The sequence below is a fragment of the Pontibacter ummariensis genome, from assembly GCF_900188175.1.
GTDB lineage: Bacteria > Bacteroidota > Bacteroidia > Cytophagales > Hymenobacteraceae > Pontibacter > Pontibacter ummariensis.
On the sequence record NZ_FZOQ01000016.1, the window covers coordinates 1 to 20,544 of the forward strand.

The 20,544-nt window shown below is 49.3% G+C and carries 19 protein-coding genes; 6 read left to right on the forward strand and 13 right to left on the reverse strand.

Annotated elements, in window-relative coordinates; genetic code table 11:
- Positions 1-373: 373 nt before the first annotated feature.
- From CHB92_RS16575 to hppD, 3 genes are all read right to left on the reverse strand, one after another.
- Positions 374-961, reverse strand: a complete 588-nt coding sequence (locus CHB92_RS16575) for a nitroreductase family protein (protein WP_089320355.1) — start codon at positions 959-961, stop codon at positions 374-376.
- A 236-nt stretch (positions 962-1,197) separates the two neighbouring features.
- The gene (locus CHB92_RS16580) at positions 1,198-2,931 is read right to left on the reverse strand and encodes a phospho-sugar mutase (RefSeq protein ID WP_089320356.1); all 1,734 of its coding nucleotides are present in this window, start codon (positions 2,929-2,931) and stop codon (positions 1,198-1,200) included.
- A gap of 168 nt (positions 2,932-3,099) precedes the next feature.
- Positions 3,100-4,194 carry a 4-hydroxyphenylpyruvate dioxygenase gene (hppD, locus tag CHB92_RS16585; protein ID WP_089320357.1) on the reverse strand — a complete coding sequence of 365 codons (1,095 nt, stop codon included), beginning with the start codon at positions 4,192-4,194 and terminating at the stop codon, positions 3,100-3,102.
- Positions 4,195-4,341: 147 nt separating this feature from the next.
- Between hppD and CHB92_RS16590 the strand changes: the two genes are divergently transcribed.
- The 3 genes from CHB92_RS16590 (at position 4,342) to CHB92_RS16600 (ending at position 6,297) form a co-directional block, all read left to right on the forward strand.
- The gene (locus CHB92_RS16590) at positions 4,342-4,740 is read left to right on the forward strand and encodes a hypothetical protein (RefSeq protein ID WP_089320358.1); all 399 of its coding nucleotides are present in this window, start codon (positions 4,342-4,344) and stop codon (positions 4,738-4,740) included.
- Between the two features lie 198 nt (positions 4,741-4,938).
- The gene (locus tag CHB92_RS16595; protein ID WP_089320359.1) at positions 4,939-5,304 is read left to right on the forward strand and encodes a methylglyoxal synthase; all 366 of its coding nucleotides are present in this window, start codon (positions 4,939-4,941) and stop codon (positions 5,302-5,304) included.
- 393 nt (positions 5,305-5,697) lie between these two features.
- Positions 5,698-6,297 (forward strand): EF-hand domain-containing protein, encoded by a 600-nt coding sequence (locus CHB92_RS16600; protein ID WP_089320360.1) that lies wholly within the window; start codon positions 5,698-5,700, stop codon positions 6,295-6,297.
- Positions 6,298-6,410: 113 nt separating this feature from the next.
- Here CHB92_RS16600 and trpS read toward each other — a convergent pair whose 3' ends face one another.
- The 4 genes from trpS to CHB92_RS16620 all read right to left on the reverse strand — a co-directional run bounded on the left by trpS (position 6,411) and on the right by CHB92_RS16620 (position 9,863).
- Positions 6,411-7,385, reverse strand: coding sequence for a tryptophan--tRNA ligase (gene trpS, locus CHB92_RS16605; protein WP_089320361.1), 975 nt, complete (start codon positions 7,383-7,385; stop codon positions 6,411-6,413).
- Positions 7,386-7,505: 120 nt separating this feature from the next.
- Positions 7,506-7,988 (reverse strand): hypothetical protein, encoded by a 483-nt coding sequence (locus tag CHB92_RS16610; RefSeq protein WP_089320362.1) that lies wholly within the window; start codon positions 7,986-7,988, stop codon positions 7,506-7,508.
- A gap of 245 nt (positions 7,989-8,233) precedes the next feature.
- Positions 8,234-9,142, reverse strand: coding sequence for an EamA family transporter (locus tag CHB92_RS16615; RefSeq protein ID WP_089320363.1), 909 nt, complete (start codon positions 9,140-9,142; stop codon positions 8,234-8,236).
- Positions 9,143-9,503: 361 nt separating this feature from the next.
- Positions 9,504-9,863: an STAS domain-containing protein gene (locus CHB92_RS16620; RefSeq protein WP_089320364.1), complete on the reverse strand. Its 360-nt coding sequence runs from the start codon at positions 9,861-9,863 to the stop codon at positions 9,504-9,506.
- 522 nt (positions 9,864-10,385) lie between these two features.
- Here CHB92_RS16620 and CHB92_RS16625 point away from each other — a divergent pair.
- Positions 10,386-11,045: a LuxR C-terminal-related transcriptional regulator gene (locus tag CHB92_RS16625; RefSeq protein WP_089320365.1), complete on the forward strand. Its 660-nt coding sequence runs from the start codon at positions 10,386-10,388 to the stop codon at positions 11,043-11,045.
- Positions 11,046-11,161: 116 nt separating this feature from the next.
- Here the strand turns inward: CHB92_RS16625 and CHB92_RS16630 are convergent, their stop codons facing one another.
- Entirely contained in the window at positions 11,162-11,563 is a 402-nt protein-coding gene (locus CHB92_RS16630) for a hypothetical protein (RefSeq protein WP_089320366.1), read from the reverse strand.
- A 142-nt stretch (positions 11,564-11,705) separates the two neighbouring features.
- Between CHB92_RS16630 and CHB92_RS16635 the strand changes: the two genes are divergently transcribed.
- Complete coding sequence (locus tag CHB92_RS16635; protein ID WP_089320367.1) at positions 11,706-12,287, forward strand: AraC family transcriptional regulator; 582 nt, start codon at positions 11,706-11,708, stop codon at positions 12,285-12,287.
- Between the two features lie 104 nt (positions 12,288-12,391).
- On the opposite strand, the gene CHB92_RS16640 is transcribed toward CHB92_RS16635, so the two are convergent.
- The 5 genes from CHB92_RS16640 to CHB92_RS16660 form a co-directional block, all read right to left on the reverse strand.
- Positions 12,392-13,819: an MBL fold metallo-hydrolase gene (locus tag CHB92_RS16640; protein ID WP_089320368.1), complete on the reverse strand. Its 1,428-nt coding sequence runs from the start codon at positions 13,817-13,819 to the stop codon at positions 12,392-12,394.
- 329 nt (positions 13,820-14,148) lie between these two features.
- Positions 14,149-15,519 carry an ammonium transporter gene (locus CHB92_RS16645; protein ID WP_089320369.1) on the reverse strand — a complete coding sequence of 457 codons (1,371 nt, stop codon included), beginning with the start codon at positions 15,517-15,519 and terminating at the stop codon, positions 14,149-14,151.
- Between the two features lie 287 nt (positions 15,520-15,806).
- Entirely contained in the window at positions 15,807-16,412 is a 606-nt protein-coding gene (locus CHB92_RS16650; protein ID WP_089320370.1) for a TlpA family protein disulfide reductase, read from the reverse strand.
- A 278-nt stretch (positions 16,413-16,690) separates the two neighbouring features.
- Positions 16,691-18,103, reverse strand: coding sequence for a sugar MFS transporter (locus CHB92_RS16655; protein WP_089320371.1), 1,413 nt, complete (start codon positions 18,101-18,103; stop codon positions 16,691-16,693).
- A gap of 125 nt (positions 18,104-18,228) precedes the next feature.
- Positions 18,229-19,410, reverse strand: a complete 1,182-nt coding sequence (locus CHB92_RS16660) for an aldose epimerase family protein (RefSeq protein WP_089320372.1) — start codon at positions 19,408-19,410, stop codon at positions 18,229-18,231.
- 209 nt (positions 19,411-19,619) lie between these two features.
- On the opposite strand from CHB92_RS16660, the gene CHB92_RS16665 reads away from it, so the two are divergent.
- Complete coding sequence (locus CHB92_RS16665; protein ID WP_089320373.1) at positions 19,620-20,540, forward strand: mechanosensitive ion channel family protein; 921 nt, start codon at positions 19,620-19,622, stop codon at positions 20,538-20,540.
- Positions 20,541-20,544 lie beyond the last annotated feature (4 nt).

Genomic DNA, 20,544 nt, shown 5'->3' on the forward strand with positions numbered 1-20,544 from the left:
ACCCCAAACTCTGATGATGCCCACATAACCCGCTTGTTTCTTCCAAAACAATGCCCCCTCAAAATCATTCTAATTTTTCCCTACAAGATGAGCCTTGGACAAGGAGGGGTAGGGGGGGACCCGGGGCTGAAGAGCAGTTGCGCAAGTAATAGGTGCGTTTTAGTTGAGAATAGCTGATACAGAAACATATAAACTCCACACAAGGGACCAAACTGCCGGCTTACACCTTGCCTAAGGAGGGGAGCCCATTTTATTGTGTTGGTAGGCGAACACTTAGGCATACCTGTTGTTTCTACCTCATAAGTTCTTAAAAACAAAAGGAGACGGGCATCGCCCATCTCCTCTCATTTATAACTAATAACTTATCATTCCACTACCCATGCCATTGCACTTTCTCTTCCAGCGGAACGGTGCGTTTTCCTGCGTCCGCAGGCTTGTCAGAGTAACCTAAATACAGAATACCAAGCACGAGATCTTCTTCACCTAGCTGGAGAAAGTCTTTCATGGCAGGATGGTAGGCCATACCGCCAGAGCCCCAGTAGCTGGCGATGCCTAAAGCCGTAGCGCCGAGCAGCAGGTTTTGGATGGCACAGGAGGTAGCTGCTATCTCCTCCAGGGCAGGTATCTTCGGAAGATCTCCGCGCCGCATATAGCCAACAATTACGTGTGAGGCCTGGTCGCCCATGTGTAGCAGCTTCTCATAATTCATTTCCAGGAACTTGTCCGGTGCTATGTGCTTCTTGTAGAGTTCTGCGTGTGTCAGGCAAAAAGCCTGCACCTGGTCGTTTGCATACACTCTAAAGCGCCATGGCTCTGTACGCCCATGGGTCGGAGCCCAGTCAGCTAGTTTCAAAAGCTCTTTTACCTGCTCGTCCGGAATGCGCTGGCCATTCATCATAGGGGGCTTGGTGGTGCGCCTGGTCTTTATGATGTGTTTTATATGTTCAAACAGTTCATTCATTTTGATGTGGTATTGATTCGTCTCTGAAGTGCAAAGGTACAAAAGAGTAAAGCAAGTACAGCCTGAGAGGAGGTACCTGCTTGCTAGCTGCTAGTGGATATCTTGCCGTCAGACTTTAGAACCTCAAGACAAGTTTTAAGCGAAAGCGAAGAACAGCAAAAGCTGTGAATAAAGAATGGCTAAACCACCAGCGGGTTAAGCCGGCGGTTTAGCCATTAGATCCCTTGCAGGTACGCTTACTTGAGCTTAAGATCAGTTAAAATCTGCTCGACCTTCTGCTTTAGCTTTTGTTCGGTTGCGTCGTAGTCCTCTTTCGAAGCCAAAGGCTCGTTTACACTAATGTAGAACTTTATCTTTGGCTCGGTGCCGGAAGGGCGGGCAGAGATTTTGCTGCCATCCTCGGTCAGGTACTGTAACACGTTTGAGCTTTCCAGTTTGAGCTTGTGCTCTTGGCCTGTCATCACCAGCTTACGGGTACTCATCTTGTAGTCACTTACTTCTACTACTCGGGAGCCGGTAATGCTTTGCGGCGGATTGCTGCGCATGTCGGCCATCATTTGCTGGATCTCCTCGGCACCACGCATTCCTTTCTTCGTGATCGATATCAGCTCTTCTTTGTAGAAGCCGTACTTGGCGTACATCTCTACCATCATGTCGAACAGGCTTTGCCCCTGGTCTTTGGCCACAGCTGCCATTTCGGCAATCAGGGCGCAGGAAGAGATGGCATCCTTGTCGCGCACGAAGTCTCCGGCCAGGTAGCCATAGCTTTCCTCACCGCCCGCAATGTAGGTTTCCTTGCCCTCCAGCTCCCGGATCACTTCGGCAATGTACTTGAAGCCTGTTAGCGTCTCGTACATTTTTACGTTGTAGCTGTCGGCGATCTTCTGGATCAGGTCAGTGGTGACGATGGTTTTTACCACGAACTCCTTGCCTTGCAACTTGTCTGCCTTCTGCCAGGCCTGCAGCAGGTAGTTAATCAGCAGGGCACCTGTCTGGTTGCCGTTCAGTAATACAAACTCGCCTTTCAGGTTTTTCACGCCGATACCTACGCGGTCAGAGTCAGGATCAGTAGCCAGTACTAAGTCCGCATCTAGTTCGGCGGCTTTCTTCAGCGCCAGTGTCATGGCTTCTTTCTCTTCCGGGTTCGGGTACACCACCGTCGGGAAGTTACCGTTCGGCTCAGACTGTTCCTCTACCACGTGCACATTGGTAAAGCCATAGCGCTTCAGAATCTCCGGTACCAGCGTAATGCCCGTTCCATGGATCGGGGTGAATACGATCTTGAGGTCGTGCTGGCGTTTGATGGCCTCCTGCGAGATGGAAAGGCCTAGCACTTTCTTGATATAGGCCTCGTCCACGTCCTTGCCGATCAGCTGGATATTCTCCGACTTAGGCTCAAACTTCACCTCGTCGATAGATGTGATCTTGTTTACCTCGCCAATGATGTTTTTGTCGTGCGGTGCTGTTACCTGGGCGCCATCGTTCCAGTAAGCTTTGTAGCCGTTATACTCCTTCGGGTTGTGCGAGGCAGTAATCACCACGCCGCTCTGGCAGCCGAGGTGACGGATAGCAAAGGACAGTTCCGGGGTAGGACGAAGTTCCTCGAAAAGATATACCTTAATATCGTTGGCCGAAAAGATCTCTGCGGTGATGCGGGCGAACTCCTTGGAGTTGTTGCGGCTATCGTGGGCCACGGCTACTTTTATCTGCTGATCCGGGAAGTTCTGCTTCAGGTAGTTGCAGAGCCCTTGAGTCGCCATACCCAGCGTGTAGCGGTTCATGCGGTTACTGCCGGCTCCCATTACACCCCGCAGGCCCCCTGTGCCAAACTCCAGGTCTTTGTAGAAGGCATCAGACAGCGCCTCGTGCTCGTTGCGCTCCAGCATATCGTTTATCTCTGATTTTGTGGCGGCATCGTAATTGCCCGCCAGCCACTGGTCGATCTTTTCTCTTATAGCGGTATCGATCATAGTCTTTTTAGTTGAAACAAGTTATGTCTTAAAACAGGGAGAGTGCACAAAAAATCACACCAGCCCTTTCTGCACCCGAAGTACCTTCAAGAACTGGTGTGATATATTGTAATATCAAAATAAATAAATCTGCTTCACTTTTACACGGGCCTTTACTCAAAATTTAGGCTAAAGGTTGCCCCGCAGCTCCTGTTCGCGTTCAATAGCCTCAAACAAGGCCTTAAAATTCCCCTTTCCGAAAGAGCGGGCTCCTTTACGCTGTATGATCTCGAAGAAGACGGTAGGTCTGTCTTCCACCGGCTTCGTGAAGATCTGCAACAGGTAGCCTTCCTCATCCCGGTCAACGAGCAGGTTCAGCTTTTTCAGATCTTTCATGTCCTCGTCTATCTTGCCGACCCGGTCGAACAGGTCATCATAATAAGTTCCCGGCACGTAGAGGAACTCCACCCCACGGCGGCGCAGTTCAGAGACAGTATGCAGAATATCATCTGTGGCAATGGCGATATGCTGCACGCCGGCTCCACGGTAAAAATCAAGGTACTCGTCTATCTGTGATTTCTTCTTGCCCTGGGCCGGCTCATTGATCGGAAACTTCACATAACCGTTGCCATTCGATACGACCTTCGACATGAGGGCGGTGTACTCGGTGCTGATGTCCTTGTCGTCGAAGGTGATTAGGAGGTTAAAGCCCATCACTTTCTGGTAAAACTCCACCCACTCGTTCATATGGCCCAGTTCTACGTTGCCCACGCAGTGGTCCACGTATTTCAGGCCAACCGGTTCTACTTCCAGAGGTGACCTGCGGGCCACGTAGCCTGGCATAAAAGGTCCCTTGTACTTGTTGCGCTCTACAAAGGTGTGTATCGTATCGCCATAGGTGTGAATAGAGGCCACTTTTACCTCCCCGTGCTCATCCGTTAGCGTTTTAGGCTCCTGTGCGGGCTTAGCCCCGCGCGAAACGGTTTCGTAAAAGGACTTTTCGGCGTCATCCACCCACAGGGCCAGTACCTTTACCCCGTCTCCGTGCCGGTGCACATGCTGCGATATCTCAGAATCGGGACGAAGGGAGGTGGTCAGCACAAAGCGTATTTTATCCTGCACCAACACATAGGAGGCCCGGTCGCGGACGCCTGTTTCAGGACCTGCATAAGCCACTAATTTAAAGCCGAAGGCGGTCTGGTAGAAGTGAGCCGCCTGCTTGGCGTTACCCACGTAGAATTCGATGTGATCGGTGCCGTTAAGGGGAAGAATATCAGTTGCCATAGTTTTATATTTTGTTGTCAGGTGGTTTAAAGTAAAAATACACTTTTTGGGCTTATATCAAAGTGAATCAGGGATAGGGGAAATTATCATTAGGAATACTTGCAATTGCTGGGGCATGTTGTCAACTTTGTAAAAAAACATGACCGCATGAATGTAAATGCCCTAAACAGCTCGATCGTTGCGATCCTGGAGAAGAAGCAAGAACTGAACGCCCTGGACTACAACGACGCGCGTTACGACGATATTGAAGAGGAGCTGCACGACCTGGAGGATGACTTTAACGAGGAGTATGGCGACTACCTGGAGGATGTGCTCGAAGACGTACACGCCAAGCTGAAGTCTGATGCCGATATCCTGCTGCCAACTGCCTACCTGGCCAGCACGCTGGATCCTGAGGCAGCCCTGGAAGATGATGAACAGGAGGGGGTGTGGGTAGAGTCGGACTCTTTCCCGGGTGTGGAGATGCGCCTGGTGATTGTAGCTAACCCGCCGCGAGTGTTGCTGATTTTGGCGGACCAGGAGCGCGTGCTCTGGACTGCTGAGTAATAAACCTGAAAGCAGCTGATGTATTGCCGCGCCTGCCAAGCTTATGCAAAGGCAGGCGCGGCAATTTTTATTAGAGCAAACATACGCCTGTTCAACATTTTACCTGGCAGCGCTTAACTTCAGCTCAATTATGCTAACTTAGCTGATGCTTCTAAACAGGGAACTCCTTTAGACTAAAGAGAACTATAAGAACAGATCATGAAAACAATTGCCTTAGTTGCACATAACAACCAAAAGACAAACCTCCTGAACTGGGTTAAAGAGAACCAGAAAGCCCTGGAGGGCTATAACCTGATCGGGACTACCAATACCTCGCAGCTCATCAACGACCTGCTGGACCTGAAAGTGCAGCCTTTCGGGCACGGCCCGAGTGGGGGCGACATTTTGTTGGCCGCGCGAATCTTACAGGGAGAGGTAGACAAGATTATTTTCTTTATTGATGCCGAGACGCCGCACGGCCATGAGCACGACATACAGACACTTATTCGTACCGCTGTGCTGAACAATATCCCGATTGCACTGAATCGTGCCTCTGCCAACCTGATTGTTCTGGAACGCCCCTAAGCGATGGATGCCCCTACAGATAGGGCTCCTTTAAATCTTTTTCCTGCACTTGCCATGTTGTAAAGGTAAGTGCTTTTTTTATGCCTGTATGGTTTCATCTGTTAATGAGCAGAGAGTAGGATGGTGTTGTTTTATTTACTGTAAATTGTATTAAATATATGTGGAATCCTGTTTTTGCATTTAAAACGAAGTGTCTTCTTGTAGATTTATGTACAAATCTGGATTGTTCACTATAAGGATACCCTGTTACACTAAGGCTTAACAGGCCTTTACTTGTCTTTGCCAATACCCCTAACCTCATCAAGGGGAGGGCTCGTAATTTGGTGTATACGACGGCACTGTAACCAAGACACCTTGGCGTATAGTGTATATGAAACCAAAACGAGGATAACTATGAAAACCAATGAAATAAAAATTATCAAGCTATTGAAAACAAGCGCTTTCTTTATGTTAACCTTAGGCTTTGTAGCCTGCGGACAAGAAGGCTATGAGGAAGGAGGAGATGAGTTAGGCGAAGTTGAGGCACAGACAGAAGACCTGGGGGTAGTAGGAGCAGAAGCGGGAGTAGCTGATGGATACGATACGGAGCGATTTAATGCCACTTTTGCCAATGAAACCAATTATGAGGGCTGGGATGCAAACCAAAATAGCGTGTTAGAAGAGAACGAGTTTTATGGCGGTTTCTATGATACCTGGGATACGAACAACGATGAAAGAGTGGACGAAGAAGAATGGAACACCGGCACACGCGATTATCGCGTAGCGAACCAAAACTATGGGGAGTGGGACGCCAATGGGGATGGTGTTCTGGATGAAAATGAGTTCGGGGCAGGTTTTGCTAATAACAACTACTTCCATGACTGGGATACAGACCAGGACAACGCGGTAAATGAGCGTGAGTTTACAGATGGTGTTTTTGGCCTTTGGGATGATAACGACGATGGTATACTAGACAGTAATGAGTACACCCCGAATTCAGAGGCCAGGCAGTAGATTTAATGCCGGCAACAACCAGCTATAGATAAGCTAGCATACCAAAAAGGCCCGGGAGCATTTACTCCCGGGCCTTTTTGGTATGCTAATAGAAGTATGAAAGCCAGGGGATGTTAATACCCGAGCTTTTGTCGTACACGCTCCAATACAGGCGTAGCAATGGCCCTGGCTTTTTCAGCGCCTTCCAGTAGCTTTTTATCTACTTCCTGCAGGTTGTTCATGTAATAGTTGAACAACTCCCGCTCTTTCGCATATTTTCGAACAATAAGTTCGTAGAGCGCCTGCTTGGCATGCCCATAGCCATAGCCGCCTGCCAGGTAGTTCTGGCGCATCGTTTCAATTTCTTCAGGCGTGGCCAGTAAGCTATAAAGCTTATACACAGTATCAGTATCCGGGTCTTTAGGTTCTTCTAAAGCCGTGCTGTCCGTTATGATGCTCATGATCGTCTTACGAAGAGGCTTGTCCGCCTCAAAAATATCAATGATATTCCCATAAGACTTGCTCATTTTTTCCCCGTCAAGGCCGGGCACCGTCATCACGCTCTCGTCTATCTTCGCTTCCGGCAGCACAAAGGTGTCGCCATAGATGTGATTAAAGCTGCTGGCAATGTCACGGGTGATCTCCAGGTGCTGTATCTGGTCCTTACCTACCGGTACTATGTTCGCATCGTAAAGGAGGATGTCTGCCGCCATCAGCACAGGGTACGTAAAAAGGCCGGCATTCACTTCAGACAAACCCCTGCGGTTCGACTTGTCCTTGAAAGAATGGGCATTGGCAAGCATCGGGAACGGTGCAAAGCAGTTCAGGTACCAGGTTAGTTCCGTTACCATCGGTACATCCGACTGGCGATAGAACACGTGCTTGTCTGTATCGAAACCAAAGGCAAGCCAGGCAGCAGCAACAGAGTAGGTGTTATGCCGCAGTACCTCCGCGTCGCGTATGGTGGTAAGCGAGTGCATATCAGCAATAAAGTATAGCGACTCCTGCTCAGAAGTTCTGGATAATTCCACAGCAGGAATGATAGCGCCTAATAAGTTACCCAGGTGTGGGCGACCAGTGCTTTGAATTCCTGTAAGATATCGTGCCATAGGTTCGGATAATGTTGTTTTGGGTGCAAATTAACTGAAAATGCCGAAAGTTGCCCAGCAGCCTCTTCATATGTTGCCCCCCGCGCTGACTTTGCGAGCCTAAATTTTTTGGCCTGCTGTTTAATCTGCCTGTATCAGAGGATGCTCCCGTATCTCCTTTGGGAGGTACAGTTGCTCTGAGTCAGTCTGGAATTGTCTTCGTTTGCCATCCTGTATGAGAGACACGTGCAGTCGGTCACGGGCAGGGTCCACCAGTAGAAAAGCAAAAGGTCCTGTTGCCGGGTCAGGAAGGCTGCTTGTGGTGTAAAGGACACGTTCCCGCTTTAAAGGCTGGGCCGTTTGCATTATGCTTACAAAGGTGGGGTACTCATCTTTCAGCAGCAACTTTAACCGACTTTGCAGTGGCTCCGTGTCCCACAGGCCCACGTCTGCCGGGGACTCTCCCAGGTATTCTGATATATAGTACAGGCTGTCCATTTCAATAACAGGAGAAGCTGGTATGCCCAGGGTCTTGTACTTGATATCCAGGGGAGTCTCTTTCTTCTCTTCTGAACAGGAGACTAACAGGGGGATAAGGCAGGGGATCAGAAAGCGCACTGTCATTTGTATCGAACTGTTTATAGGCTTTACGCTACTCCTGGAAGGCTGTTTTGAGAGGCATCAAATACGGTCAGAGGGGAGGAGTGGCGATGATACGTGACGTGCAGCCATACAGCAGCTTTTCCTGCTGTATAAAAGTAATGGTTAGGCCTGTTACCCGAAGGGACCTGCCTAACCATTTACAATCAACCAACTTTACTTTAAAACTTTCTTTTTATACTGTAGGCCCATTTCAAGCCTACGCCTGGTTAAACTGCTACTGCCTGGGCAGCTTTCCTGCTGCGGAGCGAGCTGAGGTTAGAGAGGGCAATAGCCACCAGGATGAGTATAACCCCGAACCACTGCACTGGCCATACTTCCTCCTGGAGCACCAGACTCGACATCATGACGGCTACCGGAAGTTCTGCTGCACTCAGAATAGCGCTTAAACCTAACCCTGTACGTGGAATGCCATAGGCATAAAACAGAGGTGGTATTACGGTGCCGAAAACAGCCAGCAAGAGCCCCCATTTAAATAAACCGTGGAACAAGGACCCGTTCACCAGAAACACAGGCGGGAACACGGTCAGGATTAACAGGCAGGCCCCAGTCAGGATCAGGGCGCTTTTTGTAGTCGGGTGTAAGCTGTTTCCTACAGCGCCGTTGATCATCAGGAAAATGGCATAGCAAAAAGCAGCCAGCAGTCCGAAAGCCACTCCCCTCATTTCAAAGTCAGGCAAGCTGCCAGAGAATAACCGGCCTGCCAGGGCAGTGCCTAAAAGAACCAGCACCGCAGTACCGACTTGTACCAGGCTCGGAAGCCTCCGTTTCAGGATTGCCTCCAGTACAAGGCTCATCCAGGTGAACTGCATTAAAAGCAGAATAGCAATGGAGGCCGGCACAGCTTGCACACACTTGTAGTAAAAGATACTCACAAGCCCTGTGCTGGTGCCCATAACGACAAGCTTGAGCTTTTCCTTGAACAAAGTGCTGTTGCTCTTGCCGCCAAGCAGCCGTCGCAACAACACAATAGTCCAAAGAACAATCAACCCAAAAAATACCTGAGTGCCCGTTACATCACCCAGTGTAAAGCCTTCTTTATATGCTAATTTTACGAACGTAGATAATATGCCAAAGCTACACGCCCCAAGAAAAACCAAAATGATTCCTCTGAACATGGTTGTCCCTTTAAAAAATGAAAACCCGAAAAAAAAGAGATAACGAAGAGGCTGAGCAGCCCCAGAATCCAGAAAGGGGTACTCTTACAGGTCGTGTAGTACGTAGCCTGTAATAAAGATTTGTGTATGTGCTAAGTGAGCTGGCATTTTCTTTTGCAAGGCTGCAAATGTAAGCACAAGCTAAACTAGGAACCAAACAATTTCTGTTTTTTTGCGCAACTTTCTGTTTTTCCCCTATCACAGAAGAGTTGAGCCAACATAGGGAGGGGAAGCCGTGCCTAAGTTAGCCAACTAGCGGTAGTACTTCTTTGCCATGCTAAAGGTAGGGAAAGATATGCAAAGTGAAGTAGCAGGAGATGCATTAAGCAGATGCAGGACCTACCTGCATGGCTTCAGCTTCTGTGGTTGTTTGATGCCATATTCGTTCCATGCCTAGTATGGAGAGGACATTTTTAATTTTAGGCTGCATACCAAATAAGACCATTCTAATGCCTTTGCTCTGGCAAAAGTGGAAGGTAGACAGGAGTACGCCCAGCCCGGTAGAGGATACGTAGTGAAGTTGGGTGCAGTCTATCAGGAGTTGCTTTGAGGCTGATTCCGCTGCTTGGGTTAAGGAGTCATCAGCCGTAACAGCTGTGTGTGCGTCCAGTTCCCCTTCCAGCCGGATTACCACTACTTCTTCTGTTACCTCAATCGCTGCGTTAAACTCCTGCGCTCTCATTTTTTCTCCTTAAGTTTGTCTGTCTATACTGTTACAGCTCTTGCTATAGGGAATGCCCGCTAAACGCTAAAGCAAAACAGTCCAAAGTGCTTCGTGTAAGTCCGGAAAAACTGTCCTATTGGTATCAAACTTCTTTTGTTCTCAGCTTCCGGCTAAATTTCTATTTCTCTAAAAGTTGTCCGAAACGAAGATATTCATTCTAGTTGTCTTAAAATGCCTGGTTAAATACGTAATTATCATGTAATAAATACGTATTTAATCAGGGCGACGGCGCTTATATATTAGTATATTAATATATTGCTAACGCTATGCAAATGATGTTCCTGTTGTATTCTAAGGGAAGGTCTTGTACTGCGAGGCGTGTTTAGACAGCATTATAAGTCATTTAATCCTGTTAGTTAACAAAGTACTTTTAGACAAAAGGCAAACAAAGCAGGTTTTCATACAGAAATCAGTACAACTGGCGCAGCGCTGAGAAAACGATACCCTTGAGGAGTAAAATGAAAGATTTAAAAGCCTTACATGATTAAGCTAATTCTTGCAGATAGTTGCCCATTACTCAGGGATGGAATCAGTGCGCTTTTAAAGGAAGATAACAACATAAAGGTAACGGGAGAGGCCTGTAACGCGGACGAGTTACACGTTGTTTTGGCAACGACGCCAGCGGATGTCGTTTTGCTGGATCTTGAAATACCGGACCTGCAGAGGGTAGGAGCCCTGGAGCGCTTATGCAGGCGTTTCTCCCAAGTCAAAATACTTGCTTTTTCAGTGTTAGAGAGCGAACGGCAGGTACACCAGACATTAAAGTCTGGCGTGGCAGGATACATACTCCGGAATGCTGGCCTTGAAGAGTTGCGATCGGCTGTGCAGTTGGTGGCTGCCGGCACCCTTTATATCAGTTCCAATGTTTCGCTGGGGCTCCTGCAGAAAGCTACCGGTACAACAACTTCTCTTTCCTTGCTCCAAAGAGCAAGGGAAGCACCCCTAAAAGAACTCTCCAGAAGAGAACTGGAAGTCCTCCACTTGATCTCTGAGGGATTTACCAATGCGCAGATAGCAGAAAAGCTGTTTGCTAGTAAGCGAACAATCGAAACACACCGGCAAAACCTGCTGGAGAAAACAAAAACGAAGAACACGGCTGCTTTGGTGAAACATGCCGTACTATACGGGCTGGTCAACTAGGCTTATTTTTGATAAGAAGCAGTACCTGGATGTAAGCTTCGTTCGGGATGCTTATCATGTCTACTCCGGCCTTTCTACATTAAAATGGAGCAACTGGCGCCTTGCGAATGTAATTCCTACTCGTGGAGTAAAAGCCAGTCTGTAGCGGCTCCTTCGGATGTGAACTGTCCTAGCTCAGCGATGACGGAATGTTCTTCTTTAATGCGCTGTACCATGTTTTCAAAAGAAATGTAGTTAAAAACATCAGCGGTTACTATCCGGGCAAACTTTTGGAGGTTTGTGTTTGCAATAAGGGGGGCAATTTCGCGCACTACCCACTGCTGGTCCACGAAAGTAATGGTATTTAGCAGGCGTGCATCCGAGAGCCAGTAAGCGCTATCCTCACTTACGATACACTGCCCTACTACGCCTATTCCCTCTTTTAACTCCTCGCTGCTTACGGGGCGGAGCCACTTGGAGCGGAGCAGTTTCTTTTTCCCGTCTACTTGGAGCAAAAGAAAGTCTGATACAGCAGGCATAACCAGAGCGCTTGGTGAACAACAAAGATAGCAAAAGGGACCTATTTGTTGTATGGGCTCTGTTATAGGCTGAGTGCTGCTTTTTATGTTGTCACTTCTAAAGAGTGTAGTAAATTGAGGTCCCATTGTTTAAATTAGAAATATGGCTACAACAAAACTCTATATCAAAAACATGGTCTGTGACCGATGTAAGCGGGTCGTGGCAGAGGACCTGAGCAAGCTTGGCTACAAAGTGTTGCAGGTTGGCCTGGGTGAAGCTGAAATAGCAACCGATGAAACGAGTGAGGTGGACATGGAGCAGATACGGCAGGTAATGAGCGAGGATGGCTTCGAACTGCTGGATGACCGCAAAACCCAGCTGATTGAAAAAGTAAAGCTGGCGATCATAGCGTTGGTGCATGCCAATCATGAAGCTGAGTTGCATGTAAACACCTCTGACTATATTGCCGAGAAGGTAGGGCTGGATTATAATTACCTCAGCACGCTTTTCTCATCTTATGAAGGCGTAACCATCGAAAAGTACCTGATCCTGCAGCGGATAGAGCGGGTGAAGGAGTTGCTGGTGTATAACGAGTTGAGCCTGAAAGAGATCGCCTATCAGCTAGGATATAGCAGTGTGGCCCATCTCTCCAGCCAGTTTAAAAAGATAACAGGCCTCACCCCAAGCCATTTTAAGCAAGTAAAGGAAGAGAAGCGCAAGACACTGGACAAGGTAAAGGATTAAGCTTGTTCTTGCTGCCATGGCGATAGAAGCGTGCCAGTGGCTTTACTAGAGTCAGAAAAGAGCAGGGCTACGATGATCAGGAGCCCTGCTCTTTTGGTCAGCGGCTAAGCTCCTGCCTGAGTCGTCGAGGTGCTGGGGCAGCTAAAGGTTGTACGCGGCATGTCCGTCCGCGCGAGGGCAGCATAGCCTCCCTGTACATCCACCAGGTTCTCAAAACCACGGGCTTTGAGAATAGAGGCTGCGATCATGGAGCGGTATCCTCCTGCACAGTGAATATAGAGAATACTTTCCTTTGGTAGTTCTGCCAAGTGCTCGTTTATATAGTCTAAGGGAACGCTTTGTGCTGCCTCTAAGTGTTCTGCCTGGTACTCCCCGGGCTTACGCACGTCTATAATACAGAGCTTTGGGTCTTTTGTGAAACGGGCTGCCAGTTCTGCTGCCGGAATGGAGCTTATGCTGTCTGTTTCCCTGCCAGCAGCTTCCCATGCCTCCAATCCCCCGTCCAGGTAGCCAATGGTGTTATCGAAACCGACACGGGCCAGGCGCGTGATTACCTCTTCCTCCCGACCTTTGTCGGCGATGATCAAAATCGGCTGCTGGATGTCCGGAATCAAGGTGCCCACCCAAGGGGCAAAGCCTCCGTCTATACCGATATTGATAGCATTTGGAATAAAGCCTTGGGCGAATTCTTGTGGTTGGCGTGTGTCCAGCACAACAGCCCCTGTCTCATTGGCCGCCACCTCAAAGGCAATGGGAGTCAAGGCCTGAAGTCCCTTGTGCAGGATACTATCAAAGCTACTATAACCCTCTTTGTTTATTTTGACATTGAAGGGGAAGTAGCTAGGGGGAGGTAGCAGACCCGCCGTTACCTCTTGAATAAACTCCTCTTTGGTCATCCCTGCGCGTAGCGCATAATTGGTTTGCTTCTGATGCCCCAACGTGTCGCTTGTTTCCTTGCTCATGTGCTTACCACAGGCAGAACCTGCCCCATGCGCCGGATACACGATCACTTCATCTGCCAGGGGCATGATTTTGTTTCGCAGCGAGTCGTACAGCAGGCCCGCTAACTGCTCCTGCGTAAAATCAGACTTGGCTGCCAGATCCGGGCGGCCCACATCGCCGATAAACAGGGTATCACCCGTAAAAATCGCGCAATCCTTGCCCTGCTCGTCGCGCAACAAATAAGTAGTAGACTCCAGCGTGTGGCCGGGGGTATGCAGTACATTAATGGTTACCTCGCCTAGCTGTAGCTCTTCCCCGTCTGTGGCAAGGTGCGCCGCATAAGCCGGTTGGGCATGGGGGCCGAAAACAAGCGTTGCTCCTGTTGCCTTTGTTAAATCCAGGTGGCCCGACACAAAATCCGCATGGAAGTGTGTTTCCAGCACGTACTTGATCCTGGCTCCGTTGTGGGAGGCCTTCTCCAGGTAGGGCTTTATCTCACGCAGGGGGTCTATGATGGCAGCCTCTCCTTTGCTTTCTATGTAATAGGCGCCCTGTGCCAGGCAGCCGGTGTAAATCTGCTCTACTTTCATGAATAAAAGTTTTGAAGGTACGGGACAAATATCGGCATAAAAGTATCTCATAAAAGTGACTTTTGTTACTTAGGGCCTGCACAAGGAGAATTTCGTATTGCCTGTCTCGTTTAACATGATGTTAAAAAAAAACAGGAACGCCTGTTTCTCTAAGTGCTAAACCTGATAAAAAGACAGGAGCAGCGAGAAAGTGGAGTACCTTCTCCGAGACTTTAATATTCGCTCGGTTACAAGTAGGCAGACAAGAGTCATGAAAAGAAAACCCCCACCTGCAGGCAGGTGAGGGTCGTCTAACTAAACTATAAACCTAGGAGAATTTAGATCAGTGATCAGGAAGAAACGAGTTCCTTGTGAAGCTCTTCGCTGGAAGCGGTGGGTTCCGTTTCGTACTGCGTTTCGCCGTGCTGGCTTAGGTCCAGGCCAATTATCTCTTCTTCTTGCGACACACGAAGTGGTGTGATCATGTCCGTTACTTTAAGCAGTACCCAGGCACCACCAAAGGCAAATACAGATACGCCAACAAGAGCACCAACGTGAATCAGGAACAAAGCCGTTTCACCATAGATTAGGCCGTTGCCCACTTCTATGGCCGGGTTTACTGCCTGGCTGGCAAAAACGCCTGTTAGCAGCATGCCCACCATGCCGCCTACACCATGGCAAGGAAACACGTCCAGTGTATCATCTAGTGTGGTGCGGGTGCGCCACTCTACGACCAGGTTACTAATGATCGCCGCAATAACGCCAATGGCCAGGGAGTGGGGAATGGTCACAAAGCCAGCTGCCGGTGTTATTGCCACCAAACCTACTACAGCACCGATACAGGTACCCATGGCCGAGGGCTTGCGACCACGCAGGGCATCAAAGAATACCCAAGCAAGAGCGGCGGCGGCAGAAGCTGTGGTGGTGGTAGCCAGGGCGACTACCGCCAGGGAGCTAGCGCCCATGGCCGAGCCCGCGTTAAACCCGAACCAGCCAAACCACAGCAGACCAGTACCCAGCAAGACATAAGATATATGAGCAGGCTTGTGGGTGTTATCGTAGCGACGCTTTAAGAACAGAGCAGAGGCCAAAGCAGCCCACCCAGCCGACATGTGCACCACAGTTCCCCCGGCAAAGTCCAGCACCCCCAGGTTAAAAAGTAGCCCGTCCGGATGCCAGGTCATATGAGCCAGGGGAGCATAAATAAAGGGCACAAAGAGGCAGATGAAAAGATTATAAGAGATAAAGCGGATACGCTCCGCAAAAGCACCTGTGATCAGTGCGGGGGTAATGATGGCAAACTTTAACTGGAACATGGCGAACAGGAGCAAAGGAACAGTAGGAGCTGCCGGCCAAGGGGCGCCATCAATCACGCCGTCCATCATAAAGAATGTAAGGGGGTTCCCGATAATGCCTCCGATAGACTCGCCAAAGGCAAGGCTAAAACCAAAAACTACCCACATGACCGTTACGATAGCCATGCATATAAAGCTTTGCAACATGGTAGAGAGTACATTCTTTTTACTGACCATGCCCCCATAGAAAAAGGCCAGGCCAGGTGTCATGATCAAAACAAGGGCAGTTGCAGTGAGCATCCAGGCAGTATCCGCAGCACTTATTTCTGCGGTATCGCCTGCTACAGGCACAGAAGGGAACACCATGGTGGCGACTACAACAAGTAAGAGAAGTACAATTGGGATACGAGATAAAGCTTTAGTCATCCTGGTTAAATAAAGTTTTTAAAATGCTAATACCCAAGGGTTGTTATGGGTTGTATGGAATATTAGTACGTAATTTATTAAAGTATTATATAAAATAATGCCTTATTAGTGAAAAATTATTAAAAAATAGCTATTTTGGGGTTATTGGAGCCTGTTTGTGGGGGTTTTAGCTTTAAGGGTGTTGTTGTATGAGGGGTGTGATGCTGGAAGATAGCTATTTATATGATATTGCCTTTATGATGTAAGGGGGTAGGTTTTGTAAATATAGGTAATGAGTGAAAATGGGGTTATTCTGAAAGGTGTAGTAGAAAGCTTCGGAACTCCTGTGTGTCGTAGTCGGCCATACCTTCCTTATGTACTATTAACTTTCCTTCCGGTGAGAGCACGATAGTGGTAGGGATAGACTGCGTGATAAACTCTTTCGGTAAGGGGCTGGCAGGTCTGAAAACTGGCAAGGTATAGCCTTTCTTTTCTATAAACCGGAGGGCCTTTGCTGGGTCTTCGTCAAGCGACACCATCAAAAAAGTAATCTTGTCAGATCTAACCTGCTCGTAGAGGCTTTGGATATTGGGCATCTCGGCGATGCAGGGAGGGCACCAGGTAGCCCAGAAGTTAATGAAAACAACCTTGCCTTGCAGGCTTTCTAGTCTGAAGGACTCTTGCCCGTCTAAGGACTGCAGCAGGAAGTCCTGACCAACCATAGTGGTGTTGTCTGTTGGAACTTCTGGGTTTTCTTCTGGTAGTTCCGGGCGAAAAAGGCTGGTAGCCAGCAGGAGGCGCTGCACCTGACCAATCACCTCCGTGTGCAAGCCGGTCAGGTAGAGCAGGCCAAAGACTGCTATCATAACCAGCCAGCCATAAACGTCTTTCATGCTAAAGTTCTTATTGCTCATGTGTGTTTCGCTTTGCGAGGTGACCTGAATCCGAAATGGATAAATCTTCCCCTCCGGTTCTGGGTATAGGGTTTCTCTTCTTATAAGGTAAGCACCTTGGCCTGGTACTTAAAGTACCAGGTCCTCTTAATACCATAAAGATAGTGTAGAAGGGCTTAATTAAAGCCGTGGACAGTGGGCACTATGCCAGCTTAGGCAAATAACTGTAGCACGCAAACTCTAAAAAAGAAAGCCTGCCCGGGTAACCGGGCAGGCTTTCTTTTTATACTTAAGTCAGGCTACTCACCTACTTTTTTTACTTTAGAACCAATAAAGCCATAGTAGACAATGTACAGGTAACAAGCCATCGGCACCAGGAAGGATAGTTGCAGGTTACCTGTAAGGTCCGCAACGAGCCCCTGAACGGGCGGGATGATAGCACCACCTACAATGGCCATCACGAGCAGGGAAGAACCCTGGCTGGTGTGTACGCCCAGGCCTTTGATGGCAAGCGTGAAGATTGTCGGGAACATGATCGAGTTAAACAGGCCGATGGCGATAACAGACCACATGGCTACCTGCCCTGTGCCAAAGCAGGTAAACAGCAGGAGACCAATAACTGTGGCTGCAAAGAAACCAAGCGTTCTGCTCGGGATAAAACCGCCGAGCAGCAACACCACAAAGTTCAGGGCAATCAGTCCCAGACCAATGGTGGCTTCCTCTAAGCCGTAAATGCTATAAAGTAGGGCAAAGGCAACTGCACTGATCACAGCAATGATCACGTATTTCATGCTGTTATTCCTGAATTGGGCCAGGGCCACAGCTCCGAAGAACCGGCCGATCATGGCGCCCCCCCAATAGAAGGCCAGGTAATGGCCGGCCTCAGCCTCTTCCAGGCCTGCGATTTCCGGCAAACGGAAGAAGTTGATCAGGGTGCTACCAATGGCTACCTCCCCGCCCACATAGGCAAAGATACAGCCGATACCCAGCACCAGGTGGCGGTACTTCAGGGCGTCGGCGTTAGGCGTTAACTGCTCATCACCCTCTACGCGGGGCAGCTTCGCCACTTTGATCATGATAGCAATTAGCAACAGCGTACCGGCAAGGCCCAGGTAAGGCAGTTTTACCGAGTCTGCTCCTACCTGTTGGGCGGCATTTACGCCTTCAAAGATCAGGTAGCCTCCAATGATAGGAGCCACGGTAGTCCCCAGGGAGTTGAGGGCCTGCGTCAGGTTCAGACGGCTAGCTGCTCCATCCGGAGGGCCGAGAATGGTTACATAAGGGTTGGCGGCAATTTGCAGGATGGTAATACCCGAGGCCAGGATAAACAGCGCGAGCAGGAAAAAGCCATAGCTCAGAAGACTGGCGGCCGGGAAAAACAGGGCGCAACCGATAGCCGACACAATCAGGCCTACGATGATGCCGTTCTTATAGCCGATCTTCTGGATAGGGTCGCCCTTGGTAACCGAGAAAATAAAGTACAGGAGCGAGACAATAAAATAAGCCCCGAAAAAAGCTGTCTGGATGAGCATGGCCTGCCAGAGCTGCAGGGTAAACACCTGCTGTAGTTTCGGGATGAGGATGTCGTTCATGCAGGTGATAAAACCCCACATAAAGAACAGGAGGGTCACAACCACCAGCGGACCCTGGTAGTTTTCGGTAAGCGATGCCTCAGAGGACCGCTCCTTGGTTTGTTGAGAAATTCCGGCCATAAATTTAGATATTCAGTATTAGGTAATAGGTATTAGCGTTTGAAGTAAAAAATAAAGCAGAAGCGATGCCCTACGGGGAGACCTGGTCTCCTGAGCCAAAGTTGCTCCTGCTGTGTTGTTGTGGTTTATTTATTGTCCTCTTTAGTAGAGAATTTATAGATCGTGCTTTGCTTGTAGGTTTCTCCCGGCCGCAGGATAACAGAGGGGAACTGTTCCTGATTCGGAGAGTCAGGGAAGTGCTGTGTCTCCAGGGCCAGGCCATAATGTTTGGTGTACTTCTCGCCATTCTTGCCTGTCAGGGTACCATCCAGGAAATTACCAGTGTAGAACTGTATGCCCGGCTGAGTGGTGTACACCTCCATAAAGCGGCCGGTCTTCGGGTCGTAAACGGTTGCCGCCAGGGTCATGTCCTCCTGCCCGCCGTTCAGTACGTAGTTGTGGTCATAGCCCCCCGGTACCTGCCCGATGTCCTGGCCTACTGGCTGTGGCTCTCTCAGGTCCATAGGTGTACCTTCTACGGCAGCTAACTCTCCGGTAGGGATCAGTTCTTCGCTTACCGGGGTGTACTTGTCAGCGTTAATCTGTACCAGGTGGCTCAGGATGTCCTTCGACTCCCCGGCAGAGAGGTTAAAGTAACTGTGGTTTGTCAGGTTAACAGGGGTAGCTTTGTCCGTCGTCGCTTCGTAATCGATCTTCAGTTCGTTATCCTCGGTTAGGGTATAGATCACGGTAGAGGTGAGGTTCCCTGGATAGCCTTCTTCCCCATCCTTGCTCACATAAGTCAGCTTCAGGGCATTCTGCCCCGGCAGTTCTTCTACCTGCCACACTTTTTTATCGAAGCCGATGTTGCCACCGTGCAGGTGATTTGGTCCATTGTTGGTTGCCAGGGTATACTCCTGGCCATCCAGTGTAAACTTGCCTTTGGCGATGCGGTTAGCGAAACGGCCTACGATGCCTCCAAAGTAAGGGTCGTTTGGATAGTAATCCTTTAAGGTATCAAAGCCCAGCACCACATCCCCCATGTCACCTTCGCGATCGGGAGTAACAAGGGAGGTGACAATACCGCCATAGTCTGTGATCTTAGCAGTTACACCGTGCTTGTTGGTTAGTGTGTACAGGCTTACTTCCTGGCCGTCTGGGGTAGTTCCAAAGGGTTCTTTCGTAATGTTCATGGAGTTTGTGGTGGTCGCCGTTGCTACTGTCTCCTGTTCAGTTTCCTGGCTGGCACAGCTCGTTAAGCTACCTGCGCTGAAACTGCCCAAAAGGGCCATCAGGAGGAATTTTTGGCTTGCTTTAAATCGTTTCATAACAGTGGGTGAAGTACGGGTATAGGTACTACAAGTTTTCAAGGTAGAATGTTTAAGTCAAAAATGCTAACACCTGGTAGCCTCTTGCACAAATATATTTACCGGTAGGAGGGAGGGCATAAGTAGTCAATCAGTTACTCTCCATCGCCTCTCCTGAAAACTCTTCAGCCCCCGGCCTTCGTAAGCAAGGACAAACAACAAGCGTGCACATGCGGAAAGTAGCATACTGGCTAGAGGGAGCAACCGGACTGACAGTTGGTTTCTATGAAAACCTGCTCTATTCTATAATAGTAGTGGCGGTGCTGTGGGGCTTGAGCCGGGTGGCGCTACATTTGATCTACAAACGGGAAAAGGACTACAGGCAGCAGTACAAGTGGCGCAAGTTCACCAACTATGTTGTCAGTGTGCTGAACATACTCCTGCTGGCCAACATCTGGCTGAGTGACTTTGCCTCGATCGCCACCTTTCTGGGGCTGTTCTCAGCAGGACTTGTGGTCGCGCTACGGGAGCCTTTGCTGAACCTGGCCGGCTGGTTGTTTATTATCTGGAAGCGCCCTTTTCACTTCGGGGACCGGGTACAGATAGGAGAGCACATAGGGGATGTGATCGATATCCGCCTTTTCCAGTTCACCATTAACGAGATCAGGGGCTGGGTAGAGGCGGACCAAGCCACCGGACGCATTGTGAACATCCCCAACGGAAGGCTCTTTACAACGCCTCAGGCCAACTATAACTATGGCTTCCCCTTTGTGTGGCAGGAGATACCGGTGCGCGTCACGTTTGAGAGTAACTGGCAAAAGGCTAAAAGTATTTTGCTGGAAGTAGCCTCGCGGCATGCCGAGCAGCTCAGCGACGCTGCCAAGGCACAGGTACGGCGGGAGTCGCAGCGGCACCTGATCTTTTACGACGACCTGCAACCCGATATTTATACAAGCGTGCAGGATAACGGGATACAACTCACTGTTCGCTACATGTGCAGCCTGATGCGCCGCAGGAAGAGTTCGCACCTGATCTGGGAGGAAGTGCTAGCTGCTTTTCTGGCCGCGCCGGATATACAGTTTGCTTACCCTACCACCCGCTTCTATCAAGGGTACGAGGGGCAGTCGCCTGAATCCCCTCCTGCACCCTAAGGCT